Below are 22352 nucleotides of genomic sequence, written 5' to 3' on the forward strand. Positions count from 1 at the left end.
TTTCGTCCGTTTCGTCCGTTTCGTCAGGGTAGTTTCTGTCCGGACTCGGACAGCGGACCGGGCGGCCTTCGACCTGTCCGCCATCCTCCGCCTATGCGCGGCTTCCGCTTAAAGGGTCGCGGCCCAGTCCGTGCCGCGCACCAGGCTGTCGACGATGCCCGGCTCTGTTGAGGCGTGACCGGCGTCGGGGACGACATCCAGCTTCGCTTCCGGGAAGGCGCGGTGCAGGGCCCAGGCGCTGGCGATCGGGGTGACCACGTCGAACCGTCCCTGGGCGATCCAGGTCGGAATGTGGCGGATCCGGCCGACATTCTTCAGCAGCCAGCCTTCCTCGGGGAAGAAGCCGCCGTTGACGAAGTACCAGCACTCGATGCGGGCGAAGGCGACGGCGAAGTCAGGCTCGGCGAACTTGTCTGGACGGGCCGACGGGCCCTCGACGCTGACCGTCTCGCCCTCCCAGCTGGACCAGGCGATGGCGCAACGCTCCCGCTCTTCCTTGTCGTCGCCGGTCAGACGCTTGTAGTAGGCGCCCATCAGATCGTGGCGCTCATCTTCCGGGATCGGCGCGACGAACCGCTCCCAGGCGTCGGGGAAGATCATCGAGGCGCCGTCTTGGTAGAACCAGTGCAGTTCCTTCCTGGTCAGCAGGAAGATGCCGCGCAGGATCAGGGCGTCGACCCGTTCCGGGTGGGTGATGGCGTAAGCCATCGACAGGGTGGACCCCCAGGACCCGCCGAAGACCGTCCACTTGTCGATGCCGCAACGCTCGCGCAGCCGCTCGATGTCGTCGATCAGCGTCCAGGTCGTGTTGTCGTCCAGCGAGGCGTTCGGCCGCGACTTGCCGCAGCCTCGCTGGTCGAACATGATGATGCGGTAGATGGCGGGGTCGAAATAGCGCCGCATGCCGGGGTTCACCGCCCCGCCGGGGCCGCCGTGCAGCACGAGCGCGGGCTTGCCCTGCGGGTTGCCGCACTCCTCGTAATAGATCTCGTGCGCGCTGTCGGTCTGCATCCATCCGGACGCGAAGGGCTCGAGCTCGGGATAAAGCTCGCGTCGGGGCGTCTCGGTCACGGGAAAGGCCATTCGGTGGTCGGAGCTTTCAGCTAGGGGGTCAGGCGTTTACGGATTGTGACCGAAACGCGGCAAAGGCAAGCAACAGCCAGCCGGCGATCATCAGTACGCCGCCGATGGGTGCGACGGCTCCGAGCGCGGGCAGGCTGAGCAGGCCGAGAAACGCCAGGGCCAGGCAGAAGACCAAACCGCCGACCGAGGCCAGCCATCCAGCTACGGCCGCCAGCCGACCGATGGGCGCGACGGCGCAGATCAGGGCCAGCAAGGCGTGAGCCAGTTGGTAGGAGGCGCCGGTCGTCAGCAGGGTCTTGATCTGCGGTCCCGCTCCGTGGGCGGCGAACGCCCCTATGGCCACCGCCATCGCGCCGTTGAACGCCGCGAACACGGCCAGGTGACGATTCCGAGTCATTTGCCGACCGTAGCCCACGCTTCCGTCGCCGTCTGCTATCGGATCGGCCATGAACCCGTCACGCCGCATGGCGCTGCAGTATGTGTTGCTCTTCGGCGCCAACGGCGTGAGCCTGCCGTTCGCGGGCTTGTGGTTCCGCGCCCAGGGGTTCTCGGGCGCCGAGATCGGCATCCTGCTGGCGGCCCCGATGCTTGCCCGCCTGATTACCGGCCCGGCCATCGCGGTCTGGGCGGACGGTTTCCAGCGGCGGCGCTCGCCCATCGCGATCCTGGGACTGGTCCTGGGTCTGGCCTACGCGGGGGCCGGCCTGACCGAAGGCGTCTGGCTGCAGGGTTTCCTGTGGTTCATCGCGGCGACGGCCATGGCCGGGCTGATCCCGCTCAGCGACGTCCTGTCGCTCCAGGTCGCGCGGCGGCACGGGTTCGATTTCGCCTGGCCCCGGGGTTGCGGCTCGGCGGCCTTCGTCGCGGCCAATGTGATCATGGGCGCGATTCTGACGCGCGGATCCGCGGACTGGGTCATCGTCTGGATCGCCGTCGCCGGGGCCCTGGTCGCCTTGACGGCCGCCACCCTTCTGCCCGGCGATCCGGTCACCGAAGGGCCGAAGGTTGCGGGACGGGAGCGGTTCGCCGGACTGACGCGACTGGCCGTCGATCCGGTCTTCATCACCGCCGTACTGGCCATCGGCGCGGTTCAGGCGACACACGGCTTCTACTACGGTTTCTCGGCTATCGCCTGGAAGGCGCAAGGCATCAGCGAGACCATGACCGGCCTGTTGTGGGCCGTCTCTGTCGTGGTCGAGATCGCCTTCATGTGGTGGGTGGAGCCGTGGAGAAAGCGCCGCGGGATCGGGCCCGGAACGATCCTCATGCTGGGCGGCGTGGCGGCGGTGATCCGCTGGACGGCTCTGGCCTTCGCTCCGCCGCTGTGGGTGCTTTGGCCGCTGCAGGCGCTTCACGCCCTGACGTTCGCGGCGACCTATCTGGCCGGGCTGCAGATCATCGAGAAGCTGGCCCCGCCCGGCGGCCATACGGCGGCCCAGACCCTGAACTCCGTGATGGCGGCCGGGATCCTGATCGGGCTGGCGACCCTGGCGGCAGGGCCGCTGTACGATCGCGTGGGGGTGTTGGGCTATCTGGCGATGACCGGCCTCGCCGCGATCGGCCTGTTGCTGGGCTGGCGGCTGCGCCGGGTCGGCGGCGTCTAGCCCGGGCGGGTGCGGGGCAGGGGCGACAGGTGGCGCGCTATGGCCGTCGCGGCGGTCTGGATGCCGAGCCGAAGCTGCGCCTCGTTCACCGTCGAGGGCCCCCGCAACAGACCTACGGCCGGCGCATCGACGTCATCCTGCAGGGCCGTCAGTACGCGGTAGAGCAGATAGGAGCCGACATCCTCCTCGCTGTCCGACGTCGCGTCGGCGCTTAACCCGGCGTCAATCAGTGCGCGGACCATCTCGGCGACAGGTGCGGTCGCGCGCGCCAGGCTGGGTCCGGTCTGGGACAGCTTCTTGCCGCCGGTCAGCGCGCGGTTCTCGGCCCGCATCTGCACGCGGAAACCGTCGCTCTTGCGGGTCCGGCCGACGAGAAGGACGGCGCGGCAGTCGGCATGGTCGAGTTCGCCCGTGATCCGGTCGGCAAGTTCGGCGGGTTCCCCCGGGCCGAGGGTGCGGAGACGCGCGCCGGGCGGGGTCCAGTCCGCATCGCCGTCGAGGGCATTCCAGAGGGTATCGGTCGTCTCATAGACGCAGACGAGGATCGCAGGCCTGCGGTCCGGCTGGTTCTCGGCGATGGTGTCGAGCATGGACCCTGCTAGGCGTGTGACAACGTCATGACAGCAGACCTGACGGTGTCCGCAAGCGGACGATGCCGTCAAGCCAAAAGCGAACTAACGGTCTGAACGACCGGTCGATTCGTATTTCAGGCGAGATCGCCGACCGCCGCATCGAGCAGCATGAAGGCTCGCCCCGCGTCGGTCGCCAACGCCGCCAGCACGGCTGCGGAGCCGTCGCGCGCCTCATTGCTCAGGCGACCTGCGAAGGCGCGGACATAGCGTTCGGCGTCGTCGCGCAACTCCGGATCACTCATGACCCGTCGTGAGACGCTGCGGACAGCGGCGGGGGCCACACGGCGCACGATCTGACGGGCCCGGTCGGGATCGCGTCCGGCGAAGGCGGACGCCGCCTCCTCGACACGGGAGCGCGGCAGAAGGGCGTTCGGATCGACGCCCATCCGGCGGATGGCGGCGGTGATCCGGTCGGTCAGGGCGCCGTCGTCGGCGGGCATCACCGGGGTGTCGAGATCGAGCGGCGGCTCGCCCGGACCGTCATCGACCAGATCGCTCCAGTCCAGCCGGTCCTTGGCAGGCGGGGCGGGGCGAGCGCCCGGATCGCCCGCGGTGGGCGCCAGCTTCAGACGTCCACGCAGGCCGAAGCCGCGTTCCGTCTCGGCCGGTGGCGCGCGCCGCTCGGTCGTGGGCGCCGGTTCGGCCATGGTATCGCGTCTCCGGATCGGCGCGCCGCCGTCGCCGGAGACAACGCCCATCAGGCGGACGGCCTCGGTCAGCATGTCGTAGTTGCGGCGGACCCGTTCCTGGAAGCCGGCGTCCAGCGCCTCGGTGTCCTCGGCGGCCTTGCGCGACGCGGCGCCGAGTGCGGCCAGGCCTTCCTCGACCGTGATGCGGACAGCCTCGGCGCGGGCGCGGGCTTCTTCCGGCAGGCGGGAGGCGCGATCGTCCAGGTCTCCGATGGCGGCGTCGACCTCGGCCAGGGCCTGGGTCATGCGGGACAGGGTGTTTTCCAGCTTTTCGATCGCCCGCTCGCCGGCCTGGTCCACCAGTTCGACCGTCTCTCCGACGATCCGGCGGGCGCCCTCGACACGGGCGTCGGCGGCCATGTCGGCCTTCTGGGCGGCGTCGAACAGGGCCTCGCCCAGGCGGTCAGCGCGGATCTGGGCCTGACCGGCGGCCCCGTCGGCAGCCTGCCGGCTTTCCTCGGCCGTAGCCTTCAGCACCGCCAGCGTGCGGCGGGTCTCCTCGATCAGGGTATCGCGGGCCTCCGCGGCCAGAGCCTCGAAGCGGTCGAGCGACAGTTTGGTGGCGGCGTCGAAGCTGTCGGCCTCGCGCTGGGACAGGTCGACGAGGGCCCGGAACTGGTCGGTGGCGGCCTCGACAAGGTCGCGGAGGCCTTCGGTCGCCTTGACCGAGGTCTCGCCGAGATCGCCGGTGGCGGTGCGCGCCGCCGACAGCTGTTCGGTCAACTGGGCGCGCTGGCTCTCGACCTGAGCTGAGAAGTCCTCCTGATCGGTGCGCAGCGCATAGGCGGCGGTGACGAGTGCGGCGCGCTGCTGGCCCAGACCCTCTTCTACGGACTGGATCTGTTCGGCAACGCCTGTGCCGGCGTTTTCCAGCCGCAGGGTCTGGCGGGCCAGGTCGTCGGCGGCCATGCGCGCGGCGTCCTGAGCCTCTCCAGCGGCGGCTGCGAGGTCGGAGGCGCGGGCGGCGAGGGCGGCCTCGGCCTCGCGAAGCTGGGTCTGGGCAAGGTCCGAAGCGTCGACGATCAGGCGCGACTGACGCTCCACGGCATCGAGCACGCCGGAGGCCTGTCCATCAAGGCGGCCGCCGAGGGCGGTCATTTCTTCGCGCTCGCGGCCGAGGGACTCCGTCAGGCGACGCGCCGTTCGACCGGCCGCTTCGGCGGCTTCGTTAAGGCGGTTCGTTTCCAGCGACAGGGCCTCGCGCAAGAGAGCCATGTCGTTGCGGGCGCGCTCGGCGGCGAGCGCGGCCTGGTCGATGTCGTTTCGCAGAGCCGACAGGACGTGACCGGTCTGCTGGGCGGCGAGGGCGGTCGGGGCCACGAGGGCCTCGGCCAGCTCGCGGGCGCGGCGAGTCTCGGAAGCCAGACCCGCCCCCTGACGGACCGCGTGGGCCAGCATGATGGCCAGACCGGCTGGTGCAAGGGCGATCAGGGCGTAGATGGCCAGGCGCAGCGGATCGGACGAGACCGCGCCGGAGCCGACCTCATAGGCGGCCCATGAAGCGACGCCGGCGATCCACAGCGCCGCGGCGACGCCGGCGATCAGGTAGGACGGACCGGACTGCACCAGCGCGGGGCGGAGGGCGGTGGTTTCGGCGGTCGGGACCGGCGGCGCGGCATAGGTCGCGGGCGGGGCGTCGGCGCTGGTCGAGAAGGTCAGGGGCTCCACTGCCGGCTCGGCCTCTGCGGGCTGGACCGCAGGCGCGACGGGGGCGGGTTCGGGCGACGGCAGTTCGAGATCGGCGGCGATTTGCTGCTGTTCCAGCAGGCGGCGACGGCGACGCTCCGACATCGGCCGTTCCGGCGCACTCTCGGGCTGCGCGACGGGTTCTGGGGTGGTGGCGTCTTCGAGACCGGCCGTCGCGTCGCCCGCGGGCGACGGTTCGGGGTCGGACAGGGTCAAAGGCGGCCGGGAGCGGGACTTCATGGGGCGCGGATCTCAGGTGGGCTGGCGCGTGACGCGGGATTCACGAGCGACCGCAACCCTAGACCATTTTGCGTGCGTATCGACTCGCCGTTGCGTCAAAAAAGCGCCCGGCAGGCTCCGATCGTCAATTTGACGCTTCGTAAGCTAGCAGTCGTTCGTCGGTTTCGCGGTCAGCAGGGCCTGGGTCGGCGCTTCGGGACAATCGCTGACGCGATGGATTTCGCGTTCGGCGCGGGGCGCGCTGTTCAGGTCAACGCCGAACTGGGCCAAGGCCGCCGTGGCGAGCAGGGCGATGAGGCCGGCCAGCAACTCGATCAACGCCTGCAAGGTCTGCACTCCCCCAATTCCAGCCCGCCTTATGCCTGATTTCGGTGAACCGGACAATCCAGCGGTCGAACCGCATTGACCGGTGGGGCGAGGGCATGGAACGGAAGACGGGTCCGGGCGTCTTTGCAGGCCGGACGCCCCGATCATCGACGCCGGCAGGGACACCCGACATGGACGCCGCCCAAGGCCCGTTGCTGGACACCGGCGCCCTGTTGACGCCCGGCGATACCGTCTGGCGGGTCGAACGGGCCGATCGGCTGTCGATCCTGATGGAAAACGCCGCCTATTTTGAAGCCCTGGCCTCGGCGCTTGCGAAGGCGCGGCGGTCGGTCGTGGTGCTGGGCTGGCAGTTCGATCCCAGGACGCGACTGGACCCGGAGACGCGGCCTGGAGACCGGCAGGCCGAGATCGGCCATATGCTGCGCATGCTGGTCAAGACGCGGCCGGAACTGGATGTCCGGCTGCTGATCTGGAAATCGCCTTTGCTGATCGCGGCGTCGCAGGGCTTCTATCCGCACAAGGCCCAGGCCTGGTTCAGGAAGCGGATGGTCGAGTTCCGCCTGGATACGCCCGGCCCTATCGGCGCCTGCCATCACCAGAAGGCGATCATCGTCGATGACGCCGTGGCCTTCTGCGGCGGCGGGGACATCTCGGTCGATCGCTGGGACTCCGAGGCGCATACCGACGACGATCCCCGGCGCTGCCAGCCGTCCGGGATCATCTCTGCGCCCCGGCACGAGACCATGTGCGTGATGAGCGGCCCGGCGGCGATGGCCCTCGGCGATCTGGCGCGCGAACGCTGGTTCAAGGCGACCTGGGAGCGGACAGTGCCGGAGACGGTCGACGGCGATCCCTGGCCCGACGATCTGGCTGTGGACTTCCATGACACGCCCGTCGGCATCGCCCGCACGGAGCCCGGCTTCGGCGGTCGCCACGAGGTCCGCGAAAACGAGCGACTGCATCTGGAGGCCATCCGGGGCGCCCGGAAGCTGATCTATATGGAGAACCAGTATTTCACCTCTCCGATCATCGCCAACGCTCTGGCCGAACGATTGGATGAGGAGGACGGGCCCGAGATCGTTCTGGTCTCTACCGGCCGTAGTCCCAGCTGGTTCGACAGCATGACGATGGACACGGCGCGGGCCGAGGTTCTGTTCCGGCTCGAGAGCGCGGACCGGCACAACCGGTTCTTCGCCTTCAGCCCCAATACGAAGAACGGCGAGCGGATTATCGTCCACGCCAAGGTGACGGTGATCGACGACGTCCTGCTGCGGATCGGTTCGACGAACCTGAACAACCGGTCGCTCGGCTTTGATACCGAATGCGATGTCGCCATCGCGCCGGAGGACAAGGCGGGGTGCGACGCCATCCAGCGCTTCCGTCATCGCACCATCGGCCATTTCATCGGCGTGACGGCGGAAGAGTTCGCAGCGGCCGAGGCCGTCTGCGGTTCCATCGGCGAGGCGATCCAGAAGTTCGGGAGCGGCCGGATGTCGCCCTTGGGCGCGACGCCGCCGTCGATGATCCAGCGCACCATCGCCGAGTTTCAGCTGGGCGATCCGACCTCGCCCCGTGACGCCTGGCGGCCCTGGAAGCGGCGCAACCGCTCGCAGCGACTTCAGGCCGCGGGCTGAATCTCGAAATCGACAACGAGCGGCAGGTGATCCGAGGCCATCCGCGACAGGGGTGAGAAGGGTGCGCGCACGCCGGTGATCCTGATTTCAGGGCTGACGAAAACGTGGTCGATGCGGATCGCGGGGAAGCCGGACGGGAAGGTCTTCAGGGTCGGCTTCAGGCCCAGCTGGCGCTGACAGTCGGCGTGGTTTCTCGCCAGCGTCTGATACGGCCGTGTGATCGAGGTGGCGTTGAAGTCCCCGGCCAGCAGGGTCGGCCCCTTGCAGTCCGGGTGGCCCAGCCATTCCTTGCCGACCAGGGCCGCCGCCTGAAGCCGCTGCTCGCGCGGAACCAGGCCGAGGTGAGTGGTGAGGACATTGATGTCCACCCCCTCGACGTTGACGCGCACCCACAGGGCGCCGCGCGGCTCCAGGCCGGGCACGCCGCGCACGGTCGGCAGGGCGCCGACACGCATCAAGGTTTCGGGATGACGGGTCAGGATCGCATCGCCGTATTCCTCAGCCTCGATCCGCATCGCGGGATGGAAACGGACGGCCATCGACAGATGATCGGCGATGACGCGCGCCTGGTCGACGCCGCCGGTCCGGGCGCGACCGACGTCCAGTTCCTGAAGGCAGACGATGTCGGGTTCGAGCTCGGCGATCACGCCGGCGATGCGTTCGACATCCAGACGCCTGTCGATCCCGACACAGCGATGGACGTTATAGGTGACTAGCCGCATGGGGCGACGGGCTAGGCCAATTCCCCGCCAAAAGCGAGCGCGACGGCAGGGTCAGATTTCCACAAGACGATCCGGTACTTCGTTCGGATTGCGCGGCCGGGGTGGGAAGTGTTCGGCCAGCACCCCGCCCACCAGTGCGATGGCCTGCTCGAAGCCTTCGGCGGCGCGGCGGTCGCGCAGTCCCTCGGTCAGCACCTGGACCGCCTCGGCCCAGACGGCCTGATCCACGCGCGAGTGGATGCCCTGGTCGGCGATGACCTCCACCTGTCGATCGGCCATGGCGGCGAAGATCAGGACGCCGGTGCGGTACTCGGTGACATGCAGGCCGTGGGCCAGGAACTGGTGCATCGCCGCCTGACGCGTCCGCTCCCGCCGCACGCCGCGCGGCGTCGTCAGTCGGGTCAGGACAGGGATCCTCAAGAGGATATAGACCGCCACGAACACCGCGGCCTGCACGACCGCATAGACCCCGAGCGCGCGGCCAAGGTTCAGGTCCAGCGCGGAGAGATGGCCGGCCTCCCAGCCCGCGCCCAGACCCGGAAACCAGGCGGGCTCGAACCCGAAGGGAATCAGCGCCAGCGGAAGCAGAAGCGCCGCCGCCGCCGCCCAGGCCAGGCTGATATCGCGATAGCTCGAGACCTGTCCCGCCAGGACGCAGAAGATTTCGCCTGAGGTGCTGGCCTCCGCCGCCGCGATGGCGCCCGCGACGCGCGCGTGTTCGCTGGAGTTCAGTCGCATCACCATCCGCCCGAGGCTCCCCCGCCGCCGAAGCTGCCGCCGCCGCCCGAGAACCCGCCGAAGCTGCTTCCCGAACTCCCCCACGAACTTCCCGAGGAGCCGCGCGACGACCCTCGCGATGCGTTCGACAGAACTTCGGCCGCGCCCCAGATCAGGATCGGATCAATGCCCCCTCGCGCCCCGCGCCGCTTGCGACCCCGCCGTCCGATGCCGCGCAGCAGGCTCAGGAAGAAGAAGATGAAGATCAGGGCGATGATGATGCCCGGAAGGACCGGAGCCTCCGCCTCGCTGGGCGCGGCCTCGGCGGCGCGGGCCGCGGCTTCTGCGGGATCCAGACGCAATTGGGCGATGACGGCGTCGACCCCGGTCTCGATGCCGCGCGAATAGTCGCCGTCGCGGAACGGCGGCAGGATGTCGGTCTGGATGATCTGGTTGGACAGGGCATCGGTCAGGACGGGCTCAAGGCCGTAGCCGACCTCAATCCGCACCTTGCGTTCGTTCGGCGCGACGATCAGCAGTACGCCGCTGTCGTTCTCCGCATTGCCGATGCCCCAGGCGCGGCCGAGCCGGTAGCCGTAGTCCTCGATCTCATGGTCCTGAAGGCTGTCGAGGGTGACCACGACGAACTGGTCGCCCGTGTCCGTCTCCAGCTGGGCCAGCTTCGTGGAGATCTCGGCCTCGGTCTCGGGCGTCAGCAGTTGAGCCTGATCCACGACCCGGCCCGACAGGGCAGGGAAGGTCGGGTCGGCCGCGAACGCTTGAGGAACAAGTGAAAACAGCGCCGTCAAACCGGCGAGGAAAATGACCAGAAAAGCCTTGGTCAGTTTGACGGAACTGATCGGATTCACTGCGCGGGCGGTGTCGAACCGGGAGCGACGGCCGGGGCGGACCCGCCGGGCGCTGCGGCCGACTGGCCGTCGAGGTTGAACGACACCTGGGGCGCGGTCTGGGCCTCGGCCGTCGCGGTGAACAGTTGCATCGGCTCTTCGCCGGAGAAGGCGGTCTTGGCCCAGATCACGGTCGGGAAGGTGCGCAGGCTCGTGTTGTAGTCGCGGACCGCCTCGTTGTAGTCGCGCCGCGCGATCGTGATCCGGTTCTCCGTGCCTTCCAGCTGGGACTGAAGTTGCAGGAAGCCCTGATTGGCCTGCAGCTGCGGATAGGCCTCGACCGTGACCAGCAGGCGCGACAGGGCGCTGGTCAGCTGGCCCTGCGCGGCCTGGAATTGCTGGAAGGCGGCCGGATCGCTGAGCGTCTCGGGGGTAATCTGGACGGCCGTGGCGCGGGCGCGGGCCTCAATCACCTGGGTCAGGGTGGTGCGTTCCTGGATCGCCGCGCCCTGGACCGTGGCGACCAGATTGGGAATCAGGTCGGCGCGACGCTGGTACTGGCTCTGGACGTCGGCCCAGGCGGCTTCGGCCCGCTCCTGCTTGGTCGGAATGGTGTTGTAGCCGCAGGCCGCCACGCTCTGGGCGGCGAGAAGGATGGCGACCGAGCCGACGAGACGAGATGTGCTGCGAGCCATGAATCTCTCCATCCTACGGCGAAGCGCCGTCTGTCGATGGGGGACTATCAGGCGTTCGTGACGCCGCTTCAAGCGTCCAGTGGTTCCGGCGCGACCCCGGCGGCGCGACAGGCCGCCGTATAGGTGTTGGCCAGCAGGCAGGCGATGGTCATGGGCCCCACGCCCCCGGGCACAGGCGTGATCGCGCCCGCCACGCTGGCCGCCTCGGCGAAGGCGACATCGCCCACGACGCGGGTCTTGCCTTCGGCCGCCTTGACCGCATCGGCGGACGGGACGCGGTTGATGCCGACGTCGATCACGGTTGCGCCCGGCTTGATCCAGTCGCCCTTGATCATCTCCGGCCGACCCACGGCGGCGACCAGGATGTCGGCGGCTCGGCAGATCGCCGGCAGGTCGCGGCTGCGCGAATGGGCGATGGTGACGGTGCAGTTTTCGGCCAGCAGCAGCTGCGCCATTGGCTTGCCGACGATGTTCGAGCGGCCGACGATGACCGCGTTCAGCCCGGACAGGTCGCCGAGCCTGTCCTTCAGCAGCATGGTCGATCCCAGCGGCGTGCAGGGGACCAGCCCCGGCAGGCCGACCGCCAGCCGCCCGGCGTTGACGACATGAAAGCCGTCGACGTCCTTGTCCGGATCGATGGCGCCCAGCACCGCCGAGGAATCGATCTGCGGAGGCAGGGGCAGTTGCACCAGAATGCCGTGAATGCCCGCGTCCGCATTCAACGTCTCGACAAGCGCCAGAAGCTCCGCCTGACTGGTCGTGTCGGGCAGGCGGTGGGTGTCGGACCGCATGCCGGCGCGAGCAGTGGTCTCGCCCTTGTTGCGAACGTAGATCTGGCTGGCGGGGTCCTCGCCGACAATCACCACCGCCAGGCCCGGTTTGATCCCGTGGCCCGCTTCCAGCCGCGCCGAGGCGGCCGCGACACGCTCCACCAGACCGGCGGCGAAGGCCTTGCCGTCGATGATCGCCGCGCGTGCGTCGGGTCCGGCCATGGGAGGCCCTCTTTCGTCAGGATTCGATAAGGTGCGGGCGATTTACAGGCGTCGCGGTTCAGCGTCTATGTTGGCTTCTCAGAACAGGGAAATCCAATGCGCCGCTCCACCTTCATCATGACCGTCAGCACCCTCGCGCTGTTCGCCGCCGGGCATGCAGCGGCTCAGGACGTTTCGTCGCTGCGCATCGGCCAGACGGTCAGCGGCCAACTGTCCGCGGATGATACTCGCGTTGACGACGAGAACATCGGACAGTTCATCTACGACACCTACGCCCTCCAGACCCGCGCCGGTCAGCGGCTGCAGGTCGCGATGCGTTCGGAGGCGTTCGACGCCTACCTGGAAGTCTACAAGGACACCGACACGGGCGAGGCGATCACCCAGGACGATGACGGCCTGGGCGAAGGCACCAACTCACGCGCGCGCTTCACCGCCGAGGGCGGAACCTACATCATCCGCGCCCGCACCCTGGCCAGCCTGGAAGGCGGCGACTACAACATCGAGGTCACGGACCGGGGCCAGGCCCCCCGCGCCCCGCGTCCGACCGCCATCCGCCTCGGCGACGACGTCGACGGCGCGATCAGCGATCGCAGCCCGACTGAGGAAGACGGGCAGTACGGGGAGTACACCTACAACGGTTACAGCTTCCGGGCGCGGCAGGGCGAGCGGTTCGCCATCACGCTTGAGAGCGATGACTTCGATCCGATCGTGCGTGTCGGTCGGGTGGGGCGCAGCGGCGCCTTCGAGGAACTGGCCCAGAACGACGACTCGGGCTCGGGCGGCCTGAACTCCTACCTGATCTTCACCGCCCCCTCGAACGGCGAGTATGTCATCCGCGCCGCGCCGCTGGATGGCTCGACCGAGGGCGACTACGAGCTGGGTCTGGCCGAAGGCCCGCCGCCTATGGTGGTGCGTCCGATCACGCTAGGCGAAACGGTCGAGGGAGCGCTGGACGCCGACGACGGCGGCAACGCCTTCGGCCAGCGCGCCGACGCCTATAGCTTCACCGGGACGGCGGGCCAGCGGATCGTCGTGACGATGAGCTCGGACGCGTTCGACACCTATCTGGAGCTGTTTGCCGACAACGCGGATGTGGAGGGCGGCCGCTATTCGATGGACGCGGACGACGACGGCGCCGGCGAAGGCACCAACTCGCGCCTGACCTATAGCCTCACCGCGGACGGTCAGTACGAGATCGAGGCCCGAGCCTTCACCGGAGAGGGCGAGGGCGCCTACACCCTGTCGTTCGAGGAGGCCGCGCCTCTGCCGGCCCCGGTCGCCCTGACCTTTGGAGCCACGGTGCAGGGTGCGATTGTCGCCGAAGATCCGCGCGACGACGAGAGCAGGGGCTTCGACGCCTATACGTTCAGCGGCACGGCCGGGAACCGGATCCAGCTGATCATGCGCTCGGGCGACTTCGACACCTATCTGCAGATCGGCAGCCCCGAGGGCGACTTCTACGCGATGGCCTCTGACGACGACGGCCTGGGCGAGGGCACGGACTCGCGCCTGAACTACATCGTGCCGAACGACGGGGAGTTTATCGTCCGCGCTTCACCGCTTTCTGCCGACGCCGACGGCCTGTATTCCCTGGAACTGCTGGATCGCGGTCCGCAGCCCCTGCCGGGCAGCATTCTGGTCGGCGCGACGGCGCGCGGTACGCTGGGCGAAGACGACGCCCTCGCCGAGGACGGCAGCTTCTACGACGCCTACAAGATCTCGGTGAAGGCTGGCGAGAAGCTGCGTTTGACGATGGTTTCCAACGAGTTCGACGCCTTCATCGACATCGGTCGTGAAGACGAGACCGGCGTGTTCACCTCGGTCGTCTCCGATGACGACAGTCTGTCGGACACCCATGCCAAGATCGACTGGGCGGTGGAAGAGGAGGGCGACTACGTCATCCGCGCCCGCAGCTTCTCCTCGGGTCAGTCGGGGGCCTACGCCCTGACGGTCGAGCCCAAGGAGTAGTCATTCCGACATCCTGCGATGAGGCCCCGATGCGTTCGCGTCGGGGCCTCTTTCGCTTTATGGATCGGACATGGGCTCCCCCCACCATGACCTGATCCTTGTCGGCGGCGGCCTGGCCTCCAGTCTGATCGCCTGGCGGCTGGCGATCGACCGGCCGGAGGTTCGCGTCGCCGTGGTCGAACGCGACGGGCGGCTGGGCGGCAATCATACGTGGTCCTTCTTCGACGGCGACGTGTCGGACGAGGATCGCGACTGGCTGGAGCCGGCCACGCCGCACCGCTGGCCGGACGGATACGAGGTCTATTTTCCGGGTCTGAGCCGGGTGCTGGAGACGCCCTACAACAGCCTGACCTCGGAGCGGCTGCACGAGGCCGTGTCGCCTCTGCTCGGCGACCGGCTGATCGCTGGCGAGGCCGTCGAGGTTCGGCCCGATGGCATGACCCTTTCCGACGGTCGGGTGCTGACGGCCCATGGCGTGATCGATGCGCGGGGGCCGGCGCCGACACCCCATCTGGATCTGGGCTGGCAGCTGTTCGTCGGTCGCACGGTCCGCCTGACCCAACCGCATGGTCTGACGCGCCCCACGATCATGGACGCCACAGTGGGGCAGGGCGACGCCTATCGCTTCGTCTATCTGCTGCCGTTCGACGAGCGGACGGTACTGGTCGAGGACACCTACTATGTGGATGGCCCGAATCTGGACCGCGCGCTGCTGGGACGCCGGATCGACGCCTACATCCGTTCGCGCGGCTGGGCCGTCGACGCCGTGATCGATGAGGAACAAGGCGTCCTGCCCATCGCTCTGGATGGCGACATCGACGCCTTCTGGGCCGAGGGACCGCCGGTGGCGCGCGCCGGATTGGCGGGAGCGCTGTTCCATCCGACGACGGGATACTCCCTGCCGGACGCGGTCACGGTGGCGCGGCGGGTGGCCGCGGCGAGCGATCTGTCCTCGGCCGGGCTGCGGACCCTGCTGGAAACGCACTCTAAATCACTGTGGGCGGACCGCGCCTATTACCGGCTGCTGGACCGGATGCTGTTCCGGGCGGCGGAGCCCCGGGAACGATGGAAGGTGCTGCGACGCTTCTACGGCTTGCCGGAACCGTTGGTCAGGCGTTTCTACGCAGGCGCCAGCACGGTGCTGGACAAGGTCCGCATCCTGACGGGCAAACCGCCCGTGCCGGTCGGGCGCGCATTGAAACTACTCCGGGAAACCGGGCGAGGAAGAGTGGCATGAGAGACGTAACGGCCAGGCGTGCGGTGGTTATCGGCGCCGGTTTCGGCGGCATCGCCCTGGCGATCCGACTGCAACGCGCAGGCATCCAGACGACCCTGATCGAGAAACGCGACAAGCCCGGCGGCCGCGCCTACGTCTGGAAGGAACAGGGCTTCACCTTCGACGCCGGTCCCACGGTCATCACCGACCCCGACTGTCTGGAAGAACTGTTCGAGGGCACGGGCCGGTCGCTGTCCGACTATGCTGAACTTCTGCCCGTCGATCCTTTCTACCGCCTGTGCTGGGAGGACGGGGCGTCGTTCGACTACAATGATGACCAGGTCGCGATGGAGCGCCAGATCGCGGCCTTCAATCCCGCCGACGTCGAGGGCTACAACCGGTTCCACGCCTACTCTGAGGAACTGTACCAGGAGGGCTATGTTAAACTGGGCGCCGTGCCGTTCCAGTCCTTCTGGTCGATGATCAAGGCGGCGCCTGAGCTGGCGCGGCTGGAGAGCTGGAACAGCGTCCACGCCATGGTGGCGCGCTACATCCAGGATCCGCACCTGCAGCAGGCCTTCAGCTTCCACACGCTGCTGGTGGGCGGCGATCCGTTCAAGACGAGCAGCGTCTACGCCCTGATCCATGCGCTGGAGCGGCGCGGCGGCGTCTGGTTCGCGCGCGGCGGGACGGGGGCCCTGATCGCCGGCCTGGTGAAGGGGTTCGAGGATCTGGGCGGGACCGTTCGTCTCAACACCTCCGTCGAGCGGATCGAGACCGCAGGCGATCGGGCCACGGGTGTTACGCTCGACACTGGCGAGACGATCCGCGCCGACATGGTCGCCTCGAACGCGGATGTGGTCCACACCTACGACAAGCTTCTGGGCCGAACACCGCGCGGAAAGGCCAAGGCGAAGTCGCTGAAATCCAAGCGATTCTCGATGTCTCTGTTCGTGCTGTATTTCGGCACGTCGCAGCCCCAGCCGCAGCTGGCCCACCACACGATCTGCTTCGGCCCCCGCTACCGCGAGCTGATCTCCGAGATCTTCTCCGGCCCGACCCTGCCCGAGGACTTCTCCCTCTATCTGCACGCGCCCTGCGCCACCGACCCGTCGATGGCCCCGGAGGGCATGAGCAGCCACTACGTCCTGTCGCCCGTGCCCCACCTGGGCGCCGCCGACATCGACTGGGAGACCAAGGGGCCGGAGTACCGCGAGAAGATCATCGACTACCTCGAGGAACGGTACATCCCCAACCTGCGTCGAGACCTGATGACGACTCGCATCTGGACCCCGGCGGACTTCAAGGAAGATCTGAACGCCCACCTGGGGTCGGCCTTCTCGCTAGAGCCGATCCTGACGCAGAGCGCCTGGTTCCGGCCGCACAACCGCGACGATGTCATCTCGAACCTGTATGTGGTCGGGGCCGGCACCCATCCGGGGGCGGGCATACCCGGCGTGGTCGGCTCGGCCAAGGCGACGGCGGGGCTGATGCTGGAACAGGCCGCCAAAGTTCCATGACCGACGCCGTCCTCGCCGCTTCCAAGGCCTCGATCACCAAGGGGTCAAAGAGCTTCCGCTCCGCCTCACGGCTGTTCGACCCGGCCGTGCGCGAGGACGCCTGGCTGCTCTACGCCTGGTGTCGGGCCTGCGACGACGAGATCGACGGCCAGGACCACGGCTTCGGCCATGAGGTGCTGTCCGTCGAGGAGCAGCAGCGACGTCTGGCCCGGCTCTATGACATGACCCGGCGTGCCATGACCGGCGAGCCCATGCCCGATCCGACCTTTGCCGCCTTCCAGCGCGTCGCCATCCGCCATCGCCTGCCGGAGCGGTGGGCGATGGACCTGATCGACGGCTTCGCGATGGACGTGGAGCGCCGGGACTATCGGACGCTCGACGACGTCATGACCTACTGCTGGCACGTTGCAGGGGTGGTCGGGGTGATGATGGCGCGCGTCATGGGGGTGACGGACCCCGAGGTGCTGCGTCGGGCCCAGGACCTGGGGCTGGCCTTCCAGCTGACCAATATTTCGCGCGACGTGATCGAGGATGCGGAGGACGGTCGGGTCTATCTGCCGGCGGACTGGTTGGTCCAGGCGGGGCTGGAACCGATCGCCGAAGCCGTGGCCGATCCGGCGAACAGGGCCGTGGTGCACGCGGTGACCCAGCGGCTGCTGGCCGTCGCAGAGCCCTACTACGACAGCGCGCGCGACGGACTGCGCGGTCTGCCGTTCAGGTCGTCGATGGCGATCGCGGCGGCGCGCGGCATCTATCGCGAGATCGGCCGCAAGGTGCGTCGGCGCGGACCGGGCGTCTGGGTCAGGCGGGTGTCCGTCGGTAGGCCAATGAAACTTTGGCTGTTCGGGCGTGGCGCCCTGATCGCGGTCTGGACCCAGACGCTGGATCGCGGCAAGGCGCCGCCGCCCAGACCGGCGCTCTGGACGCGGGTCTAGCGCCGCCGGAGCTCCGGCAGCCGCCACCATGGCGTCGTCGGGGACAGGTGGTGCTCGTGGTGCAGACCGAAGTGGAAACTGGTCAGCAGTGACGCGATCCAGGGCATCGGGATGGTCCGCGCATTGTGTCGGTCGGCGAACGGTTCGGCGGTCCGGTCATGCCTGTGCGGCAACCAGGTGCCGAAGAAGAACAACTGTATCGCGCTGATGATCGCCGGGAGCGCCCAGAAGAGGATCAGGTTGGCGACACGGGCGCCGATCAGCAGATAGGCGACCAGCACCGCTGTCACGACGGCGAACTCGCGCCAGCCGAAATAGCGGGTGAAGAAGCCGTAGAACCACGGGGCGAAAGCCTCGGGCCGGGCGGCATGGAAGTCGGGGTCCTCGGCCTGGCCCGGCGTCCGATGGTGCTGGTGATGGCTGCCGTTCAGTTTGCGGTACGAGAAGGCGGCATAGGCGCCGACACAGACCTGGCCCACGACCGCGTTCACTCGCGGACGGCCGGGCGCCAGCGAGCCGTGCATGGCGTCGTGGGCGACGATGAACATGCCCGCGCCGAGCCAGCTCTGGGTCAGTATGAGTAAAGGCGCGATGACCAGGCCCGACCCGGTCAGCGGCTGGAAGAAGACGCCCCAGACGTGCAGCGTGATCCAGCACCCGACGATCAGGGCCGCCAGGGTCAGGCCGATGGCGGTCTGGCGGGCGGCGGTCAATCCGCGACCGCCCGGCGATCCGGGGCGGGGCGTTCGGCGCGGCGGGCCTTGAGAATCGCGCTGAGGCGCTGCGGATCGGGAGCGAAGACGAAGCCGAATGAGACGGCGCCCTCGCGGGTCTGGACCGCATGGTGCAGCTTGTGCGCCTGGACCAGGCGGCGGGCGTACCCGTTCTTCGGCATCCAGTGGAACGGCCAGCGCTGGTGCACCAGGCCGTCGTGCACGAAGGCGTAGACAGCGCCGTACAGGGTCACGCCCAGGGCGATGGCCCGCACCCACCAAAGACCCGTCAGCCAGGCGAGGACGAACAGGCTCGTTCCAACGACGGCGCCGACGACGCCATAGAGGTCGTTGGTCTCGAAGGTCTTGTCGTGGGGCTCGTGGTGATCGCGGTGCCAGCCCCACCCCAGGGGGCCGTGCATGACATAGCGATGGGTCCACCAGGCGACGCCCTCCATCAGGATGAAGACGGCCAGGGTCAGCAGGGTAAACCACACGGGGAGCATGGACGTCAGACTACGCCTGCTCGGGCGCTGTTCCAACCGTGGCGTCGTGCCGCTAAGCAGTCGGCATGACTGACGACACTATCCGTGACCGCAAGGACCAGCATCTGGACGTCGTCCTGGCGGGCGGCGGGCGGCATGCGCGGGACGCCGGGTTCGATGCGATCCGGTTCGTCCACGAGGCTCTGCCCGATCTGGATCACGCCAAGATCAACCTTGGCGCGGACTTCCTGGGGCGGCGGCTGCAGGCGCCGCTGCTGATCAGTTCCATGACCGGCGGGCCCGCACGGGCCGAGGCGATCAACGCCCATCTGGCCGAGGCGGCGCAAGCCCTCGGCATTGCCTTGGCGGTCGGGTCCCAGCGGGCGGCGCTGGAGGGCGGGGCGAGCGGGCTGGACCAGTCACTGCGTCGCCGGGCGCCGGACACGCCCATCCTGGCCAATATCGGCGCGGCCCAGCTGACCCGGGGGTTCGGTGTCGACGAGGCGCGCCGGGTGATCGAGATGATCGGCGCCGACGCCCTGATCGTCCACTTGAACCCGCTTCAGGAAGCCTGTCAGCCCGAGGGCGACCGTGACTGGTGGGGCGTCGGCGCGGCGCTTGAGGCTCTGGTGCGGCGGCTGGATGCGCCGGTGGTGGTCAAGGAAACGGGGGCCGGCCTGTCAGCCGCGAGCGCGCGACGGCTGGCCGACATGGGCGTTGCGGCGCTCGACGTCGCCGGGGCGGGCGGGGCGAACTGGGGGCTGATCGAGGGCGAGCGCGCGACCGAGCCGGCGGACAAGGCGCATGCCCTGGCCTTCGCCGACTGGGGCATTCCGACCGCCGTGGCGATCGCCCAGGTTCGCGCCGCCTGCCCGGACGTCGTCCTGATCGGATCGGGCGGCGTCCGGGACGGCCTCGACGCGGCCAAGGCCATCCGGTTGGGCGCCGACGTCGTGGGTCAGGCGGCCGGCGTGCTACATTCCGCGACGGTCTCGACCGAAGCGGTGGTCGAGCATTTCCAGGTCGTCATCCGCCAGTTGCGAACAGCCTGCTTCTGCACAGGGTCGGCCAACCTTCAGGACCTGCGGCGGGCGCCGCTGCTGTAGATGCCCGGGCCGTAGCCTATCAGGGCGAGAGGTTCGCTCCGTTCAACACGTCCAGGTCGGATCGAGAATCGTGTAGCATCCGGAGGTCATCGGAGCCGAGTCGTTGAGCGTTCATCCCTTTCCCAAAGCACCAGTCGCCGTGTCTCGATCCGAAGTCGCGCCCGTTCGGCGGCCGGACCGGGTTGAGGTGGCGCTTGTCGCCGGGCTTGTGCTGACCACCGCGGCGCAGTTCGCCCTGTGCGCCTGGTTCTGGCTGGCCTAGGCGACTACTCCGGCCAGACGTCGACCTCGTCGGGCCAGACCTTGCGGTTGGGCGAGCCCTGGTAGACCCAGTCGAGGGTGCGGGCCAGAGACCGGGCCCCGAACCGCTGGGCCGGCAATGCGGCGGGCAGGCCGTGCATCGCGCGCGCCCAATCCGGCAACAGATCCGCCCCCGCCGCCATGACCAGACCGGCCGCGATCCCTTCCGCCGGGCCGCCGATCCTCTGACCCATGACCAAGGCGGCGACCTCGTGCGTGCGGGCGTCGGCTTTCAGATGGGGCCGCATCGACTGGATCAGGGCCTCGGCCCCGGCGCGATCGCGCGGCACCGGGTCGGCGCCGAGGGCCACGCCGATGCGCGCCATCTCGTCGAAATAGGCGTCCTGATCCGCCATCGACATCTGCGGATCCTGATAGCGGATCCAGGCGTCGAGGAAGCTCTTGATCTCCGTCACATGGACCCAGGCCAGCAGGGCCGGGTCGTCGACCTTGTAGGGCGTGCCGTCGGGCAGGGTTCCGCCCAGCTTCACATGGATGCCCTTGACGCGGTCGATCGCCGCCTGCCCGCTGGCGGCATGGTCGTAGGTGGTGGCCGCGATGAACTTGGCCGTCCGTCTCAGCCGCCCGTGCATGTCGGCGCGGAAGTCCGAATGGTCCCAGACGCCGGCCAGCACGGCCGGATGCAGCATCTGAAGCAGCAGGCCCGACACCCCGCCGATCATCATGGTGACGATGTCGCCATTGACCCGCCAGGCGACGGCGTCGGTCGGGAACAGGGCGTCAGCGCGGCGCAGGGCCGGCCGCTCGCCGCGCTCATAGTCGTTGAACAGCTCATTGATCCGGCGGCGGATCGCGATCTTGACCGGATCCAGCATCGATCAGGCCACGTCCCGCCATTGCTTCAGCGCATCGAGCGCCCGGATACTCATCAGCCGCTTTTTGGCGCGGCCGCGTTCCTTCATCGGGATCTTGACCCCGGCCTCGTCGACCTTGGGCGCCTCCAGCGGGGGCAGAAGTCCATAGTTGATGTTCATCGGCTGGAACTTTGATCCCGCCAGGTGGCCGCCGGTGATGTGTTCGACCAGGGCGCCGATGGCGGTGTGGGCCTCGGGCGCATCGAGCGGCTTGCCAAGCCGTTCGGCGGCGGCGAGACGGCCGGCCAGCAGGCCCGTCGCTGCGCTCTCGACATAGCCCTCGACGCCGGTGACCTGGCCGGCGAAGCGCAGGCGGGGCATCGACTTCATGCGCAACTGGCGATCCAGCAGCTGGGGGGAGTTCAGATAGGTGTTGCGGTGCAGGCCGCCGAGCCGCGCGAACTGGGCGTTCTGCAGGCCGGGGATCATGCGGAAGGTCTCGGCCTGGGCGCCGTGCTTCAGCTTGGTCTGGAAGCCGACGATGTTGAACAGGGTGCCCAGGGCATTGTCCTGACGCAGCTGGACGATGGCGTGAGCCTTGACCAGCGGATCGCGCGGGTTGGTCAGGCCGACCGGCTTCATCGGGCCGTGACGCAGGGTCTCGCGACCGCGTTCGGCCATGACCTCGATGGGCAGGCATCCGTCGAAATAGGGGACGTTCTCCCATTCCTTGAACTCGGCCTTGGGGCCGTCGATCAGGGCGTCGACGAAGGCCTCGTACTCGGCCTTGTTCATCGGGCAGTTGACGTAGGCGGCGGCGTCTCCGCCCGGACCTTCCTTGTCGTAGCGCGACTGACGCCAGGCGATGTCGAAGTCGATCGACTCGGCATGAACGATCGGGGCGATGGCGTCGAAGAAGCTCAGGCTCTCCTCGCCGGTCAGCTTCAGGATCGCTTCGGCGAGGGCGGGGGAGGTCAGGGGGCCGGTGGCGACGATGACGCTGTCCCACTCTTCCGGCGGCAGTCCGGCGATCTCCTCGCGCTGGATGGTCACCAGCGGATGGGCCTCCAGTTTCGCCGTCACGGCCTGGGAGAAGCCGTCGCGGTCGACCGCGAGCGCCCCGCCCGCCGGAACCTGATGCGCGTCGCCGCAGGCCATGATGATCGAACCGAGCGCCCGCATCTCGGCGTGCAACAGGCCCACGGCATTGTGCTCCCAGTCGTCGGAGCGGAAGGAATTGGAGCAAACCAGTTCGGCGAGGCCGTCGGTATGGTGAGCGTCGGTCTTGATGCCCGGCACGCCGCGCATCTCGTGCAGGACGACGGGGACGCCCGCCGAGGCGATCTGCCATGCGGCTTCCGAACCGGCGAGGCCGCCGCCGATGACGTGGATAGGAGAGAGGTCAGTCATGCGGCTTCTTAAACA

Annotated in this window: 22 protein-coding genes; 8 read left to right on the forward strand and 14 right to left on the reverse strand. The window is 68.5% G+C overall.

Going from position 1 to position 22352, the window contains the following annotated elements; translation table 11 throughout:
- Positions 1–108: 108 nt before the first annotated feature.
- Both pip and ACW17Y_RS04710 read right to left on the reverse strand, forming a co-directional pair.
- Positions 109–1083, reverse strand: coding sequence for a prolyl aminopeptidase (gene pip / locus ACW17Y_RS04705; RefSeq protein ID WP_492037619.1), 975 nt, complete (start codon positions 1081–1083; stop codon positions 109–111).
- A gap of 28 nt (positions 1084–1111) precedes the next feature.
- Positions 1112–1480, reverse strand: a complete 369-nt coding sequence (locus ACW17Y_RS04710) for a DUF423 domain-containing protein (RefSeq protein ID WP_492037620.1) — start codon at positions 1478–1480, stop codon at positions 1112–1114.
- Positions 1481–1529: 49 nt separating this feature from the next.
- Here ACW17Y_RS04710 and ACW17Y_RS04715 point away from each other — a divergent pair, with 49 nt between their 5' ends.
- Positions 1530–2687 (forward strand): MFS transporter, encoded by a 1158-nt coding sequence (locus ACW17Y_RS04715; RefSeq protein ID WP_492037621.1) that lies wholly within the window; start codon positions 1530–1532, stop codon positions 2685–2687.
- Here ACW17Y_RS04715 and ACW17Y_RS04720 read toward each other — a convergent pair.
- The 3 genes from ACW17Y_RS04720 to ACW17Y_RS04730 all read right to left on the reverse strand — a co-directional run bounded on the left by ACW17Y_RS04720 (position 2684) and on the right by ACW17Y_RS04730 (position 6261).
- Positions 2684–3277 (reverse strand): hypothetical protein, encoded by a 594-nt coding sequence (locus tag ACW17Y_RS04720; protein ID WP_492037622.1) that lies wholly within the window; start codon positions 3275–3277, stop codon positions 2684–2686. The two genes, ACW17Y_RS04715 and ACW17Y_RS04720, sit on opposite strands and share 4 nt — an antisense overlap.
- Before the next feature lie 116 nt (positions 3278–3393).
- On the reverse strand, positions 3394–5934 hold the full coding sequence (locus ACW17Y_RS04725) for a coiled-coil domain-containing protein (RefSeq protein WP_492037623.1): 2541 nt from the start codon (positions 5932–5934) through the stop codon (positions 3394–3396).
- A 144-nt stretch (positions 5935–6078) separates the two neighbouring features.
- Positions 6079–6261, reverse strand: a complete 183-nt coding sequence (locus ACW17Y_RS04730; RefSeq protein ID WP_492037624.1) for a hypothetical protein — start codon at positions 6259–6261, stop codon at positions 6079–6081.
- A gap of 170 nt (positions 6262–6431) precedes the next feature.
- Between ACW17Y_RS04730 and ACW17Y_RS04735 the strand changes: the two genes are divergently transcribed.
- Entirely contained in the window at positions 6432–7895 is a 1464-nt protein-coding gene (locus tag ACW17Y_RS04735) for a phospholipase D-like domain-containing protein (protein ID WP_492037625.1), read from the forward strand.
- Here the strand turns inward: ACW17Y_RS04735 and ACW17Y_RS04740 are convergent.
- The 5 genes from ACW17Y_RS04740 to folD form a co-directional block, all read right to left on the reverse strand.
- Positions 7880–8617 (reverse strand): endonuclease/exonuclease/phosphatase family protein, encoded by a 738-nt coding sequence (locus tag ACW17Y_RS04740; RefSeq protein ID WP_492037626.1) that lies wholly within the window; start codon positions 8615–8617, stop codon positions 7880–7882. The two genes, ACW17Y_RS04735 and ACW17Y_RS04740, sit on opposite strands and share 16 nt — an antisense overlap.
- A 51-nt stretch (positions 8618–8668) precedes the next feature.
- Positions 8669–9361 (reverse strand): TPM domain-containing protein, encoded by a 693-nt coding sequence (locus ACW17Y_RS04745; protein ID WP_492037627.1) that lies wholly within the window; start codon positions 9359–9361, stop codon positions 8669–8671.
- Positions 9355–10203 carry a TPM domain-containing protein gene (locus ACW17Y_RS04750; RefSeq protein WP_492037628.1) on the reverse strand — a complete coding sequence of 283 codons (849 nt, stop codon included), beginning with the start codon at positions 10201–10203 and terminating at the stop codon, positions 9355–9357. Before ACW17Y_RS04750 ends, ACW17Y_RS04745 begins: the two co-directional genes overlap by 7 nt.
- Positions 10200–10877, reverse strand: coding sequence for a LemA family protein (locus ACW17Y_RS04755; protein WP_492037629.1), 678 nt, complete (start codon positions 10875–10877; stop codon positions 10200–10202). The genes ACW17Y_RS04750 and ACW17Y_RS04755 overlap by 4 nt, the downstream gene beginning before the upstream one ends.
- Before the next feature lie 68 nt (positions 10878–10945).
- Entirely contained in the window at positions 10946–11869 is a 924-nt protein-coding gene (gene folD, locus ACW17Y_RS04760) for a bifunctional methylenetetrahydrofolate dehydrogenase/methenyltetrahydrofolate cyclohydrolase FolD (RefSeq protein WP_492037630.1), read from the reverse strand.
- A 96-nt stretch (positions 11870–11965) separates the two neighbouring features.
- Between folD and ACW17Y_RS04765 the strand changes: the two genes are divergently transcribed.
- The 4 genes from ACW17Y_RS04765 to ACW17Y_RS04780 all read left to right on the forward strand — a co-directional run bounded on the left by ACW17Y_RS04765 (position 11966) and on the right by ACW17Y_RS04780 (position 17508).
- Positions 11966–13837: a PPC domain-containing protein gene (locus ACW17Y_RS04765; protein ID WP_492037631.1), complete on the forward strand. Its 1872-nt coding sequence runs from the start codon at positions 11966–11968 to the stop codon at positions 13835–13837.
- A gap of 70 nt (positions 13838–13907) precedes the next feature.
- A complete protein-coding gene (gene crtY / locus ACW17Y_RS04770; RefSeq protein ID WP_492037632.1) occupies positions 13908–15074 on the forward strand; it encodes a lycopene beta-cyclase CrtY in 1167 nt (388 codons plus the stop codon).
- The gene (locus tag ACW17Y_RS04775; RefSeq protein ID WP_492037633.1) at positions 15071–16573 is read left to right on the forward strand and encodes a phytoene desaturase; all 1503 of its coding nucleotides are present in this window, start codon (positions 15071–15073) and stop codon (positions 16571–16573) included. The genes crtY and ACW17Y_RS04775 overlap by 4 nt, the downstream gene beginning before the upstream one ends.
- Positions 16570–17508 carry a phytoene/squalene synthase family protein gene (locus tag ACW17Y_RS04780; protein ID WP_492037634.1) on the forward strand — a complete coding sequence of 313 codons (939 nt, stop codon included), beginning with the start codon at positions 16570–16572 and terminating at the stop codon, positions 17506–17508. Before ACW17Y_RS04775 ends, ACW17Y_RS04780 begins: the two co-directional genes overlap by 4 nt.
- On the opposite strand, the gene ACW17Y_RS04785 is transcribed toward ACW17Y_RS04780, so the two are convergent.
- Together ACW17Y_RS04785 and ACW17Y_RS04790 are read right to left on the reverse strand one after the other, a co-directional pair.
- The gene (locus tag ACW17Y_RS04785) at positions 17505–18221 is read right to left on the reverse strand and encodes a fatty acid desaturase (protein WP_492037635.1); all 717 of its coding nucleotides are present in this window, start codon (positions 18219–18221) and stop codon (positions 17505–17507) included. The two genes, ACW17Y_RS04780 and ACW17Y_RS04785, sit on opposite strands and share 4 nt — an antisense overlap.
- Positions 18218–18727 carry a sterol desaturase family protein gene (locus ACW17Y_RS04790; protein WP_492037636.1) on the reverse strand — a complete coding sequence of 170 codons (510 nt, stop codon included), beginning with the start codon at positions 18725–18727 and terminating at the stop codon, positions 18218–18220. The genes ACW17Y_RS04785 and ACW17Y_RS04790 overlap by 4 nt, the downstream gene beginning before the upstream one ends.
- A 65-nt stretch (positions 18728–18792) precedes the next feature.
- Here ACW17Y_RS04790 and fni point away from each other — a divergent pair, with 65 nt between their 5' ends.
- Both fni and ACW17Y_RS04800 read left to right on the forward strand, forming a co-directional pair.
- A complete protein-coding gene (gene fni / locus ACW17Y_RS04795) occupies positions 18793–19812 on the forward strand; it encodes a type 2 isopentenyl-diphosphate Delta-isomerase (protein ID WP_492037637.1) in 1020 nt (339 codons plus the stop codon).
- A 139-nt stretch (positions 19813–19951) separates the two neighbouring features.
- Positions 19952–20074 (forward strand): hypothetical protein, encoded by a 123-nt coding sequence (locus tag ACW17Y_RS04800; protein WP_492037638.1) that lies wholly within the window; start codon positions 19952–19954, stop codon positions 20072–20074.
- Between the two features lie 4 nt (positions 20075–20078).
- Here the strand turns inward: ACW17Y_RS04800 and ACW17Y_RS04805 are convergent, their stop codons facing one another.
- Together ACW17Y_RS04805 and trmFO are read right to left on the reverse strand one after the other, a co-directional pair.
- Positions 20079–20948, reverse strand: a complete 870-nt coding sequence (locus tag ACW17Y_RS04805; RefSeq protein WP_492037639.1) for an oxygenase MpaB family protein — start codon at positions 20946–20948, stop codon at positions 20079–20081.
- A gap of 3 nt (positions 20949–20951) precedes the next feature.
- Positions 20952–22337: a methylenetetrahydrofolate--tRNA-(uracil(54)-C(5))-methyltransferase (FADH(2)-oxidizing) TrmFO gene (trmFO, locus tag ACW17Y_RS04810; protein ID WP_492037640.1), complete on the reverse strand. Its 1386-nt coding sequence runs from the start codon at positions 22335–22337 to the stop codon at positions 20952–20954.
- Between the last annotated feature and the right edge of the window lie 15 nt (positions 22338–22352).

The sequence above is a fragment of the Brevundimonas sp. AVps7 genome (assembly GCF_058681545.1).